Source organism: Pantoea sp. YR525 (assembly GCF_900116775.1).
GTDB lineage: Bacteria > Pseudomonadota > Gammaproteobacteria > Enterobacterales > Enterobacteriaceae > Pantoea > Pantoea symbiotica.
Genome location: NZ_FPBU01000008.1, coordinates 182,727 through 198,018 on the forward strand (window position 1 = coordinate 182,727; position 15,292 = coordinate 198,018).

Annotated in this window: 13 protein-coding genes; all 13 read right to left on the bottom strand. The window is 52.4% G+C overall.

Annotated elements, in window-relative coordinates:
• Window positions 1–2: 2 nt before the first annotated feature.
• Complete coding sequence (locus BM323_RS17415) at window positions 3–932, bottom strand: phosphatidate cytidylyltransferase (RefSeq protein WP_008103787.1); 930 nt, start codon at window positions 930–932, stop codon at window positions 3–5.
• Window positions 925–1,527, bottom strand: coding sequence for a CDP-alcohol phosphatidyltransferase family protein (locus BM323_RS17420; RefSeq protein ID WP_008103785.1), 603 nt, complete (start codon window positions 1,525–1,527; stop codon window positions 925–927). Before BM323_RS17420 ends, BM323_RS17415 begins: the two co-directional genes overlap by 8 nt.
• A 29-nt stretch (window positions 1,528–1,556) precedes the next feature.
• The gene (gene tssJ, locus BM323_RS17425) at window positions 1,557–2,078 is read right to left on the bottom strand and encodes a type VI secretion system lipoprotein TssJ (RefSeq protein WP_008103783.1); all 522 of its coding nucleotides are present in this window, start codon (window positions 2,076–2,078) and stop codon (window positions 1,557–1,559) included.
• A complete protein-coding gene (locus BM323_RS17430) occupies window positions 2,075–5,410 on the bottom strand; it encodes an ImcF-related family protein (protein WP_091004147.1) in 3,336 nt (1,111 codons plus the stop codon). Before BM323_RS17430 ends, tssJ begins: the two co-directional genes overlap by 4 nt.
• On the bottom strand, window positions 5,391–6,527 hold the full coding sequence (locus BM323_RS17435) for a hypothetical protein (protein ID WP_008103779.1): 1,137 nt from the start codon (window positions 6,525–6,527) through the stop codon (window positions 5,391–5,393). The genes BM323_RS17430 and BM323_RS17435 overlap by 20 nt, the downstream gene beginning before the upstream one ends.
• Window positions 6,524–6,787 (bottom strand): PAAR domain-containing protein, encoded by a 264-nt coding sequence (locus tag BM323_RS17440; protein ID WP_008103777.1) that lies wholly within the window; start codon window positions 6,785–6,787, stop codon window positions 6,524–6,526. Before BM323_RS17440 ends, BM323_RS17435 begins: the two co-directional genes overlap by 4 nt.
• On the bottom strand, window positions 6,784–9,093 hold the full coding sequence (locus BM323_RS17445; RefSeq protein WP_008103775.1) for a T6SS phospholipase effector Tle1-like catalytic domain-containing protein: 2,310 nt from the start codon (window positions 9,091–9,093) through the stop codon (window positions 6,784–6,786). The genes BM323_RS17440 and BM323_RS17445 overlap by 4 nt, the downstream gene beginning before the upstream one ends.
• Window positions 9,078–9,602: a DUF3304 domain-containing protein gene (locus tag BM323_RS17450; protein WP_008103774.1), complete on the bottom strand. Its 525-nt coding sequence runs from the start codon at window positions 9,600–9,602 to the stop codon at window positions 9,078–9,080. Before BM323_RS17450 ends, BM323_RS17445 begins: the two co-directional genes overlap by 16 nt.
• Window positions 9,599–10,384, bottom strand: coding sequence for a YceK/YidQ family lipoprotein (locus BM323_RS17455; RefSeq protein ID WP_008103772.1), 786 nt, complete (start codon window positions 10,382–10,384; stop codon window positions 9,599–9,601). Before BM323_RS17455 ends, BM323_RS17450 begins: the two co-directional genes overlap by 4 nt.
• A 5-nt stretch (window positions 10,385–10,389) precedes the next feature.
• Window positions 10,390–11,127 (bottom strand): DUF4123 domain-containing protein, encoded by a 738-nt coding sequence (locus BM323_RS17460; RefSeq protein ID WP_008103770.1) that lies wholly within the window; start codon window positions 11,125–11,127, stop codon window positions 10,390–10,392.
• 2 nt (window positions 11,128–11,129) lie between these two features.
• Window positions 11,130–13,514 carry a type VI secretion system Vgr family protein gene (locus BM323_RS17465; RefSeq protein WP_008103768.1) on the bottom strand — a complete coding sequence of 795 codons (2,385 nt, stop codon included), beginning with the start codon at window positions 13,512–13,514 and terminating at the stop codon, window positions 11,130–11,132.
• Between the two features lie 36 nt (window positions 13,515–13,550).
• The gene (tssL, locus tag BM323_RS17470; protein WP_008103767.1) at window positions 13,551–14,207 is read right to left on the bottom strand and encodes a type VI secretion system protein TssL, short form; all 657 of its coding nucleotides are present in this window, start codon (window positions 14,205–14,207) and stop codon (window positions 13,551–13,553) included.
• A 555-nt stretch (window positions 14,208–14,762) separates the two neighbouring features.
• A complete protein-coding gene (locus BM323_RS17475) occupies window positions 14,763–15,230 on the bottom strand; it encodes a hypothetical protein (protein WP_008103765.1) in 468 nt (155 codons plus the stop codon).
• Window positions 15,231–15,292: the final 62 nt, after the last annotated feature.

The following is a 15,292-nucleotide window of genomic DNA, read 5'->3' on the forward strand; positions in this document are numbered from 1 at the left end:
TCCTACACGTAGAAGTAGTAATAGAAGTGGAAGAACAGCGGCGCGGTGTAGATGAGTGAATCGAGTCGATCCAAAATGCCACCGTGTCCGGGCAGCAATTTGCCGGAATCCTTCACACCAAAATCGCGCTTGATCGCCGACATCACCACATCGCCGCAAAAGCCGCTTGCACCAATAATCAACCCAGCACCCAGCGAGTGGAGATAACTCATCGGAGTAAGTAGCGGGCCAAGAATCACAGCCAGCAACATGGTGGTAAGGATGCCACCCAGCAGACCGGCCAGCGTTTTATTTGGGCTGACTTTGGGCGTTACTCGAATCCTGCCCAGCGATTTTCCCCACAGATACTGGGCAATATCATTCAGCTCAGTCAGCGCAACGAGGAAGAACACCAGCAGCGCACCGGCACTGGCGTCGGCACCGGGTAAAGTCATCAGGTAGGCAACGTGGCTCAGAGCGAACACGGTGGTCATCATGCCCCAGTGCATCACCGACGCAGAGTGCAGAAAACCTTTGGTATCACCGGCAATCACCATGCGAGCCGGCAGGAACAGGAAGACGTAAACCGGGATAAAAATGATGAACATGCCGTACCAGGCCATGCCGGTCCAGAGATATTGCACCGGGATCGCGGCATACATCCACAGCAGCGGCATACTGTCATAACGCCGCGTGGGTGCTAGCGTCAGATACTCTTTTAACGACAGGAAGCTGATGAAGCCGAAAAAGGTCAGCGCCAGCCACTTCGGCGACAGCATTGCTAACGAGAACAGGCAGATAATGACCCACCAGCTATTAACGCGCTGCTGCAATTCCACCCAGTTGCGTTGTGGGCGGCACTTTCTCAGCACAAAAATAATCAGCGTCGCCAGAATGAGAACGCCGAAGATACCGCCCAGGCAGTAATAAAGCACTTGTGTGGAGTCAGCCATTTTTCGCCTCCATCGCATTGCGGCAGCGATTCAGGCTGGTCCAACACAGCAACAGGGCGGCAATGGCATACACTGCGTCAGCGTAAACGATATACTGCGGCCACAGCGCAATCACCAGGCCGAGAGCACCAAAGAGTAATGCGCGGTCACTTTTGCCCAACGGACCACGGTAGCTACGGATGCCGTTCAGCGTCTGGCACATCACACCGCAAAATTCGCTCAGCCAGGAAAGTAGCACGACCAGCACAACCAACCAGGGAGAGATGCCTGTAACAAAGGCAAAAGCGAGGTAGAGTGCGGCATCGGAGATAATGTCACCCACCTCGTTGAGGATCGCCCCGATGGTGGATTGCTGATTGAATTCCCTGGCTAACATGCCATCAATGGCGTTTAACGCCATGCGGAAAAACAGGAAAACGGGCAGGGTGATAAAAAAGCGTGGATCGGGGAAACACATCAACAATGCGCCCAATACCACAGAGGTGAGCATGGCAAACAACGTTACCTGGTTCGCGGTGATACCCTGCGCATGTAACCTGACGACCAGCGGTCTTAATAAATTCTGAAACTTCGGTTTTATTTCGTATAGCGTCACTTTGTGGCTCCTGCCGTTAAATTGAATAGTTACTTCAATAATTCCAAATTCAGGGTGTTATCCCTTACTTCAATTGTGCGTGGTGAATCCGGATCAAGCTCCTCACGGCTCAGCACCCGTTTCCATGTGCCGCGCTCCCGGTCCGGTTGGCGGAACAAGCCCACGACCGCGACAAACTGCGCCTGCTTCTCCATTGGCATATCCAGGCTGACGCTTTGTCCCGGCATGACGCTGAGCTGCCGCTGCGCCACCAGACTCTCTTTCAGCACCAAATCTGGCTGTGCCAGCAGGCTGCTGTATTCGGCGTTATCGAAACTTTGACGCGTGCTGAGCTGCAAAATAATCAGCCGCAAGGGCATCGACTGCTGGGCATCGTCCTGATTAATCGCTGTACGTGCAGTGAAGGTCAGGTGCAGGGTGTTGACCTGGCGATAAAACACGGCATCTGCAATGCTTGCTGTTCCCTGTTTGGTTTTTTGCCAGGCTCCACAACTGCTCAGCAACATTGCCGAGAGGCAAATCAACAACACATGGGCGAAACGAACCCTCATTGTTCACCTCCCTGATACGCAACTTCACTCTGCGTAGCGGAAATAAATATCCGCGCAGGCATGCGGAAGCCACGCAACTCGAGAAGCGCCAGCGGGCCACTGCCAAGTTCTGTGCGAATCTGATAGTTCAATGCCAGCCCGTCCGGCGTCGGCCAAACAACACGGTAGATGTTGTTCCCCAGATCGGTGATGCGGGCTTTATCCAGCAGGCGGATCAGGCCCCAGCTTCCAGGGTGATCGGCATAAATGCGGGTTCCAGTATGGGTGCTGCGCCATGTCAGCATGGTTTGTGGTTGCCAGCGGTTGTCTGGCCAGTTCAGCGTTTTCCAGTTCTCTTCCTGGTTAAAATATTGCAGCTTCTGGCGATCCACCGTCAGCTCCGATTCCACCACGTCGCGGGAAGGTTTTGCCATCATCTGGAAATGCAGTTCCACATCTCCCCGGACAAATGCGGTGTTCGCGATGTGCGTCAGTTTATTAAGCGCGCTGAGAAAAGCAGGATCGAACGTCAGTCCCTGGCTGTTCATGGCATCCGGCACCCAGCGATCGCCTTCGAGCCGCAGCAGGCCACCGAGGCGACTGTTGACGAACTGCGCGATACGTCCGGTGTCGGTACGCATAAACTGCGCTAAATGCGGTAAGGAGACATCGCTTTGTCGGTTAGCAAACGGGTAGCGGTCGGCAAACGATTGATCCCAAGGCGTTACAATATCGTTCTGCCACTGGCTGTTAATGCTTTCAGCGGTGGGGCTGAGCACTTGCTCCCACGCCTGCACCATCGGTTCGACAAATACCGCCTGACCAAACCCGCTCCACTCCTGTCCGAGGCTGGCGGCAATCAAACTGCCGTAATCGCGGGTGTCAGTGAGATCAACGGCTTTGCCCTGAAACACCGTCAATGCTAACGACTGCATCATGGCCTGCGGATCCGGCGCGTTGGTTACCTGCTGCAGTCGCAGACGAACACGGGTGATACGTGTCAGGAATGTTTGCAGGCTGAGGCTATCTTTAGCCGCTGCGCCGGAATCGGTCAGCGCCAGCAAAGGTCCAAAGGCGTCATCCATTGGGCCACGTGCACCTTGTGGTCTGGCGATGGCCCTGGTTTTGTCGCTGCTGAGCAGATTCTTTGCAGAGCTCACCAGCGAATCGGTCAAATCGCCGCCTGTTTGCCCCGTTCGGCCCTGAGCATTCAGCGTGTTCATCAGCGCAATCAAAGGTGACTGGCGTATATCGGCCAGCAGGGTTAACTGTTCAATCGATTCCGACAGGCTCTCCGCCCGCTGCCATTGCAGGCTGTTGAGGAATTTCAGCCAGGCTCCGGCGTAATCGGAGAAATAGCGATCTGTCAGCCGCGCTTTCAGCGTTTCCGGAGAGACATCATTATTGCTGGCAGTTTTGTTATCGCTCAGCACCCAGTCGATTTCATCGCGCCGCACTTTAGCCGTTTGCTCAATCGCCGGTTGCACTGCCTCTTCCCATGCTTTGCGTGTAAAGACGCCAGGCACGGTTTCATCGGTATTGAACAACCTGCTGCTGTCGGTGCCGCTGACCATCTCACTGAGCGTCATATCAGCATAATCACGGGACACCTGCTCGATGAGCTTCTGATAGCGCGAGGTCTCTGCATTGCTGGCACCAATCTGACGCAGCAGCTCTGAGCGCATACTGCTGACCAGTCGCATATCCGGTTGTAACTGCCACTCTGGGTGCGCAGGCAGATTCGTCATCATAAAGGCCAGCATAGCGCCGCCATTATTAAGCCAGTTGGCGTCCTGAATGCCATCACGCAGTTGCCAGACCTTCATTAGCGTGGTGCTGAAAAATGCCGGATCGGATTGTTCGGGATGCGCCAGCATCAGGTACGCCTTGAGCAGGTCATACATGCTTTTGGCATCATCGGCCCGCAGCGGGCTGTCGGGCGGCAGGTTACGCCAGCCGCTCATCAGCGTAGTCAGGCGCTTGACAGATGCATCACGCAGTAGCGGCATTGCCGCCTGCTGCCATTGTTGCCACATAGAATCCAACAGTGCGTCATTCTGGCTGAGGCCAAAACGCATATACCAGGGCGCACCATATTGCTGGCGATGCTGCAGACGCTCGATCTCTTTCTGTAACTCGCGCAAAGCTGAAAGTTGCTGCTGCAGCGGCTGACGGGAATCTGTTGCGGCGGCGGCAAGATGCTGATCTGCCTGTATAAGGCGAATATTGGCAATCCAGGAAAAAACCAGGCAGGCCATCCACACCGCCAGCAGGCAGGAGCAGAGCGTCAGCAACGTTTTCCGCCATGAGGCCCCGTTAGTTACCGGCCTGCGCCAGCGTAGCGCCAGTAAATCCAGCCAGGCTTTTCCCGGCTGCCAGGCATGACGCAATGAAGCGCTTCCGGTGGTCTCCGGCTGGCTGAGTACCACGCCAGCCAGCGGCAGCGCCCTTGCACCTACGGAGAGCTGCGACAAGGTTCGTGTCAGGCGAGCAGATCCACCGCTGCGCAGCGCGTGCGCCAGCTCCAGTAAGAAACTGTGCTGGCGATTACGCTCAGTCTGCTGCATGCCGCGCTCAACCAACTGGTGCTCAAGATCATCGAGTGACTGACGGTAATCGTCCGCACTATCACCTTGCGCGATGGTGAATCCGATCCCCTGCGCGGTGGCGCTATGCAGAGAGGGCGCGTGAATTTCCCATAGCCAAAGCGGGATATCCTGGCCCAACAGGCTGTAGCGCTTCTGCATCTGGCGAGCCGTGGTATCCAGCACATCCTGGGTCATTTCCGCTTCGGCGTTCACTACCCAGACCACCGCATCTGCCAGCTGGCGGCGAATTTTAAGCAACGCCCGCAGCTGCGCGGGTAGCGGATCTTCCTGCGGGCTGCCGTGCCAGAGCAGCAAGGTATGATGCCCCTCAAGCCAGTGTTGAGTTGTCAGGCCAGGGATACTCTGTTCAACCAGATGCTCATCGCCGACCACCAGCAGAATGCGCACCCGGCTGCGCCAGCGCCACCGATACTGGTAGCGCATCTGGGTAATAATGTCCTGCACCCACGAATATTCTGCAGGACGCTGTTTCTGCGAATCTGCTGCGCCTGTTGCTTCACGCGCGTTGAGTCGCACCAGCCCGCGCCAGGCGAGAATAAACAGTGGGCAGAACCACACCAGCGCCAGCCAGACCATCAATGACCAGAAAGCAATCTGGCGCGGCAGAGCCTCCGGAAAGTCAATGCTGCTGCCTGCGAAGTAATAGAGCCCTGCGCCAGTCAGCACCAGCAGGGTTACGGCAAGCAAATAGCCACAAACCAGCCAGAACAGCGAGTGCCGGTGATTAGTGCGGGATGTTTCCACGGGGAATACAAACTCCTGTAATGTATTGAGATTCCATTTCTGCGGCGATCCAGCCGCAGGACTGGCCGTTGAGCGCCGAGAGCAGCGCCAGCGACCGTAACGTAAACGGTGTTATTTGCCCGGCATTGCCGAGCCACGGGGCAAGTACGTGATCCAACGCGGACCAGCCGCCATCCAGCAACGCTTCCATGGCGGGGGCATCCGCCGCGATCACCATATCCGGCGTATCACTTAATCCGGAATAACGGGAAAGCTGTGCGACGGCCAGAGTGGCCGTTTCACCCAACGCCGGTTGCCAGCGCTCCGATCGATGCATCAGCGCAGTCCCCTGTGCAGAGCAGAGCCAGACAAAGGCCGTTTCCCCGGCAACCGGGGTGAAATCAGACAATCCTTCGCCGCTTCCGGCACACAGCAGCAAAGCCGGAGCTGAATTGGCGAGGAGATCGATAACATTGTCTGCGCCATCAATTGCACTAAGTCGAATGGTTTCTTCAGGCAAAACCATGCCCGCTGCCAGCAAGGTTTCGCGAAAGGCGAGCAGACTTTGGTCATCACCCAGCCAACAGAGATGCGTGATCGGGCGTGTTTCACCTGACTGGCGAAGATGCGTCACCAGGCGATTGGCGAGATAAACCGCCAGCATTTCTGGGCGATTGCGCGTGCTGTTTAGCACCAGCGGGCAACGCAACTCCGCGTAACCTGCTGCATTGATGCCCGGTTGTGGAGAGTCCGCAGGGTGCGACAACAGCGCCAGATGTTCCGACGCGTCGTCTCCAACTGGCGTCACCAGCAACACGGCTTCAACCGGCAAGGCCTGGCTGCGCTTTCGCCACCAGGCATCGAGCGCCAGCGAGGTTTCTACATAGTGCGTCTGGCTGTTATCGCTAGATTGCAGCCACACCAGCCAGCGCAGCGTCACCGCCAGCAACCAGCACAGCAGCGGCAAGACCAGCGCCCAGAACCAGAAAAGCGGCGAACGGGTCGGCTTTCCCTCCGGCCATAACAGCATGGTGGTCATCGCCAATATAAACAGCAGCACGGGCAATGCCACCCACCAGCGCCGCCAGCGGACCGGGTAAATGGTGGCGTAATCGGCATAAACCGGCGGTTGATTCATCCGCAGACATCCATATCAGGTAGGGAACTGACCAGTGTGCAACCGCAGGCACATTTATGCCCATCGAGCGCCACCGCTTTACCGTTTACGGTGCTATTGGTTGCTCCCTGAATGAGGGTGGTCATGCCGTGCTCGTTGCATTTCGCTTTGTCATTGACGCAGGCCACCGGCTTGCCATACGCGTCAAAGCTCCCGCTGAGCACTTCACCACCGTAAGGTTTGAGCGTATCGCCAACACGCACCAGTTTTTTAAGTGTCATACCACTCGCGCTCCCGATGATTTCAGCATATCGATGGCAGAGGTCATCATGGCCTGATGTTGTTCGCTCACCACACTGGTGCGAGCCAGGGCAACTACGGCGCCTGGTTGGGTGGTTGCCTCTGGTGGAGTAAGTGTCTGAACGACACCGGTCGACATATCCTTCACTTTATAAGTCACATTGTTATAAGCGGTTTTTGGCTCGATAAAATAGATGACGTTATTGGAGGTTGGCGCGGCGTTGATAACTTTGCCTTCGACGGAAATCAAACGGAGGTTCTTATTGGTCTGGTTGCCGCAGTAAAGCATGCGATAGCGGAAATAACCGCCCCAGGGTTCACGTCCCCCCAATGCACTTTGCATAAACCAGGCGCGGGAATCGTGGATTTGTTCATCGTAAAGGGCTAACAAGTCAGCACGCGGTTGAGTACGAATGCCGTTGCCCAGCTTGTCGATAAACAGCTGCGGATAACGACGATTGCCATCGGTTTTCATCTGCGCGTATTCCGCGTCTTCATCGTCACCGTTGATCAGGAAGATGGCGTGCTTGGGGATCACATCCAGAACGATCTGCGCAGTTTTATCTATCAAGCCACCATTAATGTCTCGCCGCCACAGCTTATAGTCGTGTTGGAATTCACGCGCAGCTTCGCGGAGTTGATATTGAGCGTTAGTCGGATCAAGATCGGGTTTGCCTTGTAAACTTTCGTCCAGCGGCAGGCGGCTCTTTTTGGCCTCTGCTCGGCGTGAGTTAAGCGCTTTTACCGCTGCTTTATGATCTTCTGCTTCTTTTTTAAGCCCTTCAGGAGTTAGCTGAGGTGCTTTGTTAAAGAAACTGTTGGCAAACTTATCGCCCTGAGGAAGCATGCTGCCGTGAGCATAACGACCAATGCGCCAGGCGGTGATCCAGCCAATTTGATCGATTAGCGCGCTTTCAAGTGTCTGAGAAAGTTGATAGGCGCGATAACCTTCCGATGTATCTCCAGCCTCTTCGCTGCCTTGCAGAGTGGTGTTGAGCAGGGTTTGACGCCAGATGTTGAGGCGCCTGACCAGCGTTTTACTGAAGTCGAATTCTCCTTGTGATTCAGGAGACATAGCTCTTGATGGTGAAACGTCCTTTATTAGTGCAGAGATACTTTTAGGTAAAACTGCTAATGGTGCACCCGCCTCAAATGCCGCAACATACATATCGTGAAGAACAATTTGCGATAATAATTCTCCAGTGCCATTGCATGATTTCCCTTGATCCCCTGGAGGATAACCGCCGCCAACATCTGAGTGCATCCCGGGATAAATGACCTCCTGAGTATTGGCCGGGTAACTGCCATCAGGGCGACGAACTGAGTCAAGAGGGAAACATAAGCGCTGTTCGTGTGCGGCAACAAAATGCCGACAACATTTAATTAATCCAGGATATTTACGCTCGTCAGGCAATTGCTGACTATTATCTGCCCAGCCCATATGTCCTGCAGCACCCGGCATCATGTGAGCTGCTCCAACAGACGCCACCGTATCCAGTAATCCCAGAAACTCAATACTGATGGGTAAACCAGCAAGTTGCAGATGATCGTTTTTAAACTTGGGGTCGGGTAACTGGGTTAACCAGTTCACAAAGGTCCGCGCTTCAGCAGCTCCGCGAGAAAATCCGTAGATAAACAACTTAATACCCAGAAGATGGGGCTGCTGGGTTTGCGCTGCCAGACTTTCTAATGCTTTTAACAAAGGGTTAATAACATTACGTCGGTTCACTTCCCCTGAAAAAGCTCCACGAGCTTGCATGCTGGGCAGCATTCCTTTAGCTACTCCATCATCTAGCCGTTTGGCTCCTTTGGTGATGGCATAAGTCAAAGCATCCACTAATCTCAGCAACGCCCAGTTAATTCGATCCTCTCCGCCAGCGGCGAAAGCCAGACCATCATTGCTGTAATCCATTTCGCCAATTTTAGGGAAGGGCGTGCCAACACCAGGAATGTAATAGCGAAAATAGCCTTCACCATCAGCATTTTGATATGTCGCATGATACAACTTCGCGATATTGGTAGGATGCGATGGTTTAGCAATACGCGTATCGTTCTCTTCGTTATTTCCCGTCCCATCGAAAAATAAGCTGATATGTAGGCTTCTACAGCATGGGACGATGCCTTTCTTACCGATTTCTTCGGCAAGACTGGCTCGGTAATCAATTTCTTCGCGAATCTGCTTTTTGTAATTGCCATTAACCTGCATTTCGCTAAGTTGCAAGCGTCCAGTATCAGGAAACACCGGAGGCGCAAAGCAAGGCAACGCGAGGCTCATTTCACGGGACATGCCGGTGGCTCCTTCATGTTAAGCGGTTCCTTGATCGGATAATTCTCAGTGCCATACCCGGAACAAACAGTTGTGACCTTCACCTTATTACAAGGTAGAAAGTGAACAGTTAAGCCACAGCGCTCCTTGCCAAACTGCGGAATATTAACGATGGCACTGTATTGTTGATATTTTGTTCTATGCTGTTCATATGCTTTACGGAACTCATCCGTTCCTAGTGGAGGTAAAATTACATTAGGATTGGGGTCAACTTCCCATTCAACCCGAGCTTTCAAATCAGGCGTCCATTTTTCAGGAAGCATGATGCAGCAATATCCCCCGCCTAAACCTGGAACGTGGTATCCATTCACTGAAAAACCATTTATACCCTGACCCTCGACATGGTTTACTGCACGAAGATCACCAGCGGTATAACCGTCATCACTTTTTGCCTGCGAGCAACCTGAAAGTATTGCAGCAACGATAAAAAACAATCCTTTATACAACCAATCGAATGCTTTCTTTTTCATTTCCAGGCTCCTTCCATCATTAACGTTATCTGTCCTGAAGCAGAACACTGAGAACGCTCGGATAATGACTGTAATTTCTGGAAAACATCTTGTATGGCTTTTTTATGAATGAAATCGTAGTTGTAAAATTCAGAGTCATAATTAACCAGCATGACTCGATTGCAAGGAAAAAATATTGCGATGACACTTACGGCTTTAAGCAGAGATTCATCGCGAGTATATGATTCAGTGAAGTCGCTGATATCCGTCGTCTCTGCTTGTAGAAGCCTTGTTCCAGCATCCCAGCTAATCGTTACAGATTCCGGGGGAATAGATGGATTATCCTTTGTCATCAGGGATGCTTTATCAAGTTTTCCTGATGCGCTACCAGCCTGAGGAATAACTCTACTTCGGGATTGAGTAAGTATTTCTCCAGTGCTTTTTTTTCGAATAGTATAATCAACGTCTGGTTGACCCGTCATATTGACGGCAAAAACTGGGACATAATTTGCCGAGGGTTGTTTAAAAACTTTAGGCGAATTGCTCATGGCTAGATCGACAGGCAACAAAAGTGTATCGATCACTGCATCAAAGGGCATCGAAATAACTGAGAAAATTGGTAAAATTCCAGCAGTAAATAACCACATGAATGCATTAGTGGTATTGCGTATATCGGTATCAACTCCGCGATAAACTTCTTCGGTACTTTCTCCGCGCATCAATGTCCCGCATCCAGCTAGCTGCACAAACAAAATTGCGCAGATTAACTGTTTGCTCAGCGTACTAAATATCCATTTCTTCATTCGCTTTATTCCTTGTAGTCCAGTAGATCGCCTATATATCCCGCCCGGCTTGCTCTGATGGCAATTGCCAGGCATTGCGCAAAGTGTTCCTCTCGCGAAAGAGTTGAAGTTGCCTGCTCCTTCATCAACATCTCGGCATCATTAATACATCCCATCAGCTCAACTTGTGCATCGTTGATGCGATTCATCTCTGGAGCATCAGCAAGTTGACGATCCGGTGTCCAGCTTCCGGTTTTCCACACCACCTCGTCATCACGATCCCGCCAGCTCCAGAACAGCGCAATATCGGTGAAAGCCGCCTGCTGCTCTGGCGTCAGGACATGCTCAAGTAACGAGGGGAATACGCGATTGTCGTAGTAGCGCAGCAAACCGGTTTGCTCTTCCCAGTGAACCTGTGACAGTGCCTGCAAATGGCTACTCAGCAGGTCGAATGCCAGTGGCGATATCAGCAAGGTCAACCGCGGCGTCCAGGAAAAGTGATCCACCAGCTGTTCCAGCCAGCGCTGGTGGTTGCTGATGCTAAAATGCAATCGCATCACTAGCGGTGAATATTCTGGCGTTGCCGCTTCCGGCGTATTTGCAAACAGCTCAAACCAGCGTAATGGTGGGGTGATCAGGTTCAGCGCCTGCTGCAGCGGCTGTGCTGTGCCCGCCTGATCAACCAGCACATCGAGATAATCCAGACCGGCAGCAGTGCAAAGCGCGATAGCCTGTTTCAACCATCTATTATTCATGTCCGTCATCGCTATCCCCTTGGCGCGAAAGCAAGCGCGGCTTCCTGCGCCTTTTTCAGGCACTCTTTGCACACGGATTTAGGCAGATCCGGCAGCGCGGTTTCTTCGCTGGCAGGAGAATTCCAGGCATGGACGCCACGGATGCTGGTTTTACCCGGTGAATGGATTTGAATATCACCCTGCGGCGTAATCCTAATGGTTGCGCCGCCGCAACCCAGCACAATGCCGTTTTTCGCAGTCAGGCGCAGTTCACCCTGAACGGTTTGCACGCTGATATCTTTCATCGCCGTCAGCCCCAGGGTATCGCCGTGCGATTCCACCGTCAGCGGGCCTTGCCCCGATACCATGCGAATCCCTTCCTGTTGTGACAACAAAGAAATCGCCTGGCTGGCGTTGACCTGAATGCGTTTGCCACTGGCAATGCTGGTTTCCGTCTGGCTTTGCAGATGCAGAGTGCTGCCTGAGTTCAGCAGAATGCTTTTAGGGCTGACAACGCCAATCCCTTCCGGTGCACTCAGCAACATGGCAGGGGATTTGAGCTGGTCGACGGCGGCCAGATAAGCCCTGAGATGCGTGGCATCAGGCTGGAGATTATGGTGAGACTGAGTGATCGACTGCCAGTCGCTGATCTGGCTGATCGCACCTTTGACCAGGCTTACTGCCGATGTCATTTCCAGTACCGGTCCGGTTGCAGAGGTCTGCGCATCTGCCGTCAGGAAAAGGCCCTTACCGGCTCGCAGCGTACCGGTGCTGTCTGTACGCAGCTCAAACCCTTCACCGCGCTTGCTACGTGAACTGTCGACGATATGTCCGAGTGAGAGTTGGCTCTTACCGCCAAATTCCGTCGACAGTTTGACATGCTCATATCCCCGACGATCCTCAAATCGGAGTTTGTTATTCGCCGGAGTTCTCAGCACATTGCGTTGATAGTTATAGAGATTGACATGATCTTCATGACGAGAGTCATGTACCGAGCAGAGAATATAAGGCCTGTCAGGATCGCCGTTGGTGAAGGCAATCATCACCTGCGTTCCGGCTATCAGCGGAAAGTGCCAGCCGTAGACATTGCCTGCATAAGGCTTCGCCAGCCGCACCGGTACGCTTTCAAAACCAGATTGCCAGGCTTCGTTCAGATCGAACTGAAAACGCACCCGATAGCGGCCATGTTCATCAAGTTCTGCATATTGCGCATTTTCTACCGGGCTGGTGACGCGAGCCAGCAGCGTGCCTGCAATGTGCGGCCAGCTTTTCAACGGCGGGCGATAAGTGCTTTGCGGGCGAACGGGAACGGCGGTAAAGCGGATAACATAGGCAGTATCGCGTGAAATAAGGGTTGAAGAGGTGGACACCACCAGCAGGCCATCCGGCGCATCCGGCCACTCTTTACCCTGTGGCGAGATCACCATGCCCGGACGGATATCCATGCCGTTACTCATACCGTCGAAAGTGACCTGCTCCGTTACCAGCCGTTCCTGACGGCGTTTGACAAACCACTGTCCCTGTTCCGGCAGAGCCTGGTACTCCTTGCCCAGCGATTGATAGTTTTCACCGTAGCGATACAGCTCTCCCGTAAGCGCAGGTTTATCAGGATCGGTTTCCGCTTGCGCCTGCATGTCATTTTGCGCATTGCGATAATACTCATCATTAAGCCGTGTGCTAGCGGCAACGGACTGGCGATTAACTGAAATATCCCAGAGTGATTCCTGGCCGCCGTCAAATAACCCTGACGGATGGCGGAAAGCGATGCTTTGCTCAGCATCATAGGCCTGCGCACTGTCACCGAGGACCAGCACATCACGGTGGTTTTCTTCATCCCAGGTGAAGTAATAAAAGACACCAATGCGCGATAGATGACGCTCAATAAAGGCGAGATCGCTCTCCGCATATGAGATATAGAAATCGCGAATTGGATACTGCGTATTCAGGCGAAAGTGATAATCCAGCGAGGAATATTCCCAGCGTTTGAGGATATCCTCTACCGCACCCGGTACGCTTTTATGCTGGTAAACGGCATAGGTCAGGCTGTTTTTTAGCAGCGCAAGGCGCGATTCCAGCGTTACCACATAACGTGTTTCGTCAGCAGAGGATTCACACTGCTGGAAAGCGGTAACTACACCGCGCAAAATGCGGGGTTCCACTGACTGCCAGGGTTGGCCATCAGGATAAAACAATAGCTGGGCCGTGCTGTTAATCAGAATATCGGCGGGAATATCGCGTGTAGCGCTGGTGAGTTCAATGCTGTACTTCCACGGCGAATTCAATGCCTCTTCACCGCTAAAACGCAGCACCGACAACAGGATATCGGGACGCTGACTTTTCAGCATCTGGATGCTCAGTTGATAGTGGTTATATACCGGCGTCTTGCCGCCCGTAATAACAAAATCCTTTTTGCCCATTTACAGATTCCTTCCTGAAATTTGTTTGCCCGAAGCCTACCCTTTGACTAACAGATATTGCAGATGACCATTCATGATGAAAGTGGCGACGATAACGGCAACCAGCACACCGCTGCGAATCAACCAGGGAGAACGCTGCCAGAAAAATATTTTATGTTTTGAACGCTGGATAATTACCGCTGTGTCGGCAGATCCAATCTGCTGCGGTAACCGCGCTTTTAGCTGCTGCATCAGCGATTGGCGCTCCTCAATATCTTCCGTTCGGTATTTTCCGGCATACCCAAAAATCAATATTCTGTAGTAGCAGCTAATGGCGGCTTCAGCTGTTGCAGGTTCACGAAGCAGTTTTTGGATGCGTTCGTAGAAATGCTCACCACCATTGAGGTGCCCGACAAAGTGCCCCTGCAAAGGTGTGCGTTTCCACCAGGCAGAGATATCAGTTTCCGGAATGGTCATGATCAGTTCGTCGAGAAACACGCAGTGCGCAAATTTGATTTCTTCGCAGAGAGAGGCTGGTGCTCCCGCTGTAGTGAGTTGATCCTGAACCTGTTGAATCATATTGAAGCAACGCTGGTAGAGCGCATCATCAATTGTGATCGATTGCCCATTGCGGACCGCGAGCGCCAATAGCCAGGTATCCTGCATCAGCGCATCGAGGGTATTGGCTGTGATGTTGTGTTGTGAAAACGTCATGGGTACCTTCCTGGTAACGCCTGAACATTGTTAATCCATTAACCCAATTACCGATTTCAATTGGGGAGTTGTTGTTGCTCACGCTGCTTACTTAGCCGAGCAAATGTGGACTATCTGCCTAAAAAGGCGGTCTCTAACTATCAACGGCACTGATGATATTACATTGATTGATAGTTAATCAAACTAACAATTTGAGTTTATGAAACAGGATTCCACTTTTATATTAGGTTTTACATTCGATATTAAAAAGAGCTTTAACGCGATTCGGTTATTGCGAATTTTTATTTTAAGCATTGATTTATTTATAATTAATAACGAAGGGATGCTGATTTGTGTTAGTTATCATGTGGTGCGATGATGTGAATGCTAATGATGAAAATAACGATCGATGAAACGTGATTACGCTAACAGTTTTGGGAGGTTAGGGGACAATATCCAGGTCGATGAGGTCCATTAATCATTTAAGGGGGTAGGTTTGCATCGCTGAAGTTAGTTGGAGGTCATTGCGCTAAAAAGCGCTATTAGCCAACTGGTGAAGTATTGCTGTCGTTTGAACTAATTCTTTTTAAGCATCAACCTCTCAATCAACTCATCCAGCCCGCTCTCAACCAGCATCTCAACCGCATCACTTCTTGTCGTTTCACTCAGTCTTACAACCTGATCGATTTTCCTTAAAACAGACATACGCAAAGACAGCGACACCGCTTTCTTTTTCTCTTTATCCAGAAATACCCTGCTGACGGTTTCGCTCTGTTGCAGTTCGGCATTGAGTTTGAGCGCTTCATTAATATGACGCAGGCTTTTCTTATCCAGCTTGCCGGGTTCGGTGAGTTGGTAGCAGTGGGTGAGGCGGCTGTATTTGATCTCCGCAGACCAGGATTCACGTAGCTCTTTTAGCGCGCGCGTCAGCGTGGGTTCGGAGCAGTCGAGCGAGGCGAGAATGCGGCTGGAGGCTACCGGTTTGCCGCTGCTGAGCAGTGAGGCGAGCATGAATACGCGTGTCTGTCGGGTACTGAGTTGCATGGTCGATTGAGGCCTGCGTTAGTGGTCAATGGTCGGTATCGCCCTCCTGGCAAACGGTTTTC

What these genes read in the sequence shown, in the direction of transcription:
- BM323_RS17460 (WP_008103770.1), bottom strand. Translation starts at nt 11,127, where the DNA reads ATGACGGACATGAATAATAGATGGTTGAAACAGGCTATCGCGCTTTGC.
- BM323_RS17450 (WP_008103774.1), bottom strand. Translation starts at nt 9,602, where the DNA reads ATGAAAAAGAAAGCATTCGATTGGTTGTATAAAGGATTGTTTTTTATC.
- tssJ (WP_008103783.1), bottom strand. Translation starts at nt 2,078, where the DNA reads ATGAGGGTTCGTTTCGCCCATGTGTTGTTGATTTGCCTCTCGGCAATG.
- BM323_RS17465 (WP_008103768.1), bottom strand. Translation starts at nt 13,514, where the DNA reads ATGGGCAAAAAGGATTTTGTTATTACGGGCGGCAAGACGCCGGTATAT.
- BM323_RS17475 (WP_008103765.1), bottom strand. Translation starts at nt 15,230, where the DNA reads ATGCAACTCAGTACCCGACAGACACGCGTATTCATGCTCGCCTCACTG.
- BM323_RS17455 (WP_008103772.1), bottom strand. Translation starts at nt 10,384, where the DNA reads ATGAAGAAATGGATATTTAGTACGCTGAGCAAACAGTTAATCTGCGCA.
- BM323_RS17435 (WP_008103779.1), bottom strand. Translation starts at nt 6,527, where the DNA reads ATGAATCAACCGCCGGTTTATGCCGATTACGCCACCATTTACCCGGTC.
- tssL (WP_008103767.1), bottom strand. Translation starts at nt 14,207, where the DNA reads ATGACGTTTTCACAACACAACATCACAGCCAATACCCTCGATGCGCTG.
- BM323_RS17415 (WP_008103787.1), bottom strand. Translation starts at nt 932, where the DNA reads ATGGCTGACTCCACACAAGTGCTTTATTACTGCCTGGGCGGTATCTTC.
- BM323_RS17440 (WP_008103777.1), bottom strand. Translation starts at nt 6,787, where the DNA reads ATGACACTTAAAAAACTGGTGCGTGTTGGCGATACGCTCAAACCTTAC.
- BM323_RS17445 (WP_008103775.1), bottom strand. Translation starts at nt 9,093, where the DNA reads ATGTCCCGTGAAATGAGCCTCGCGTTGCCTTGCTTTGCGCCTCCGGTG.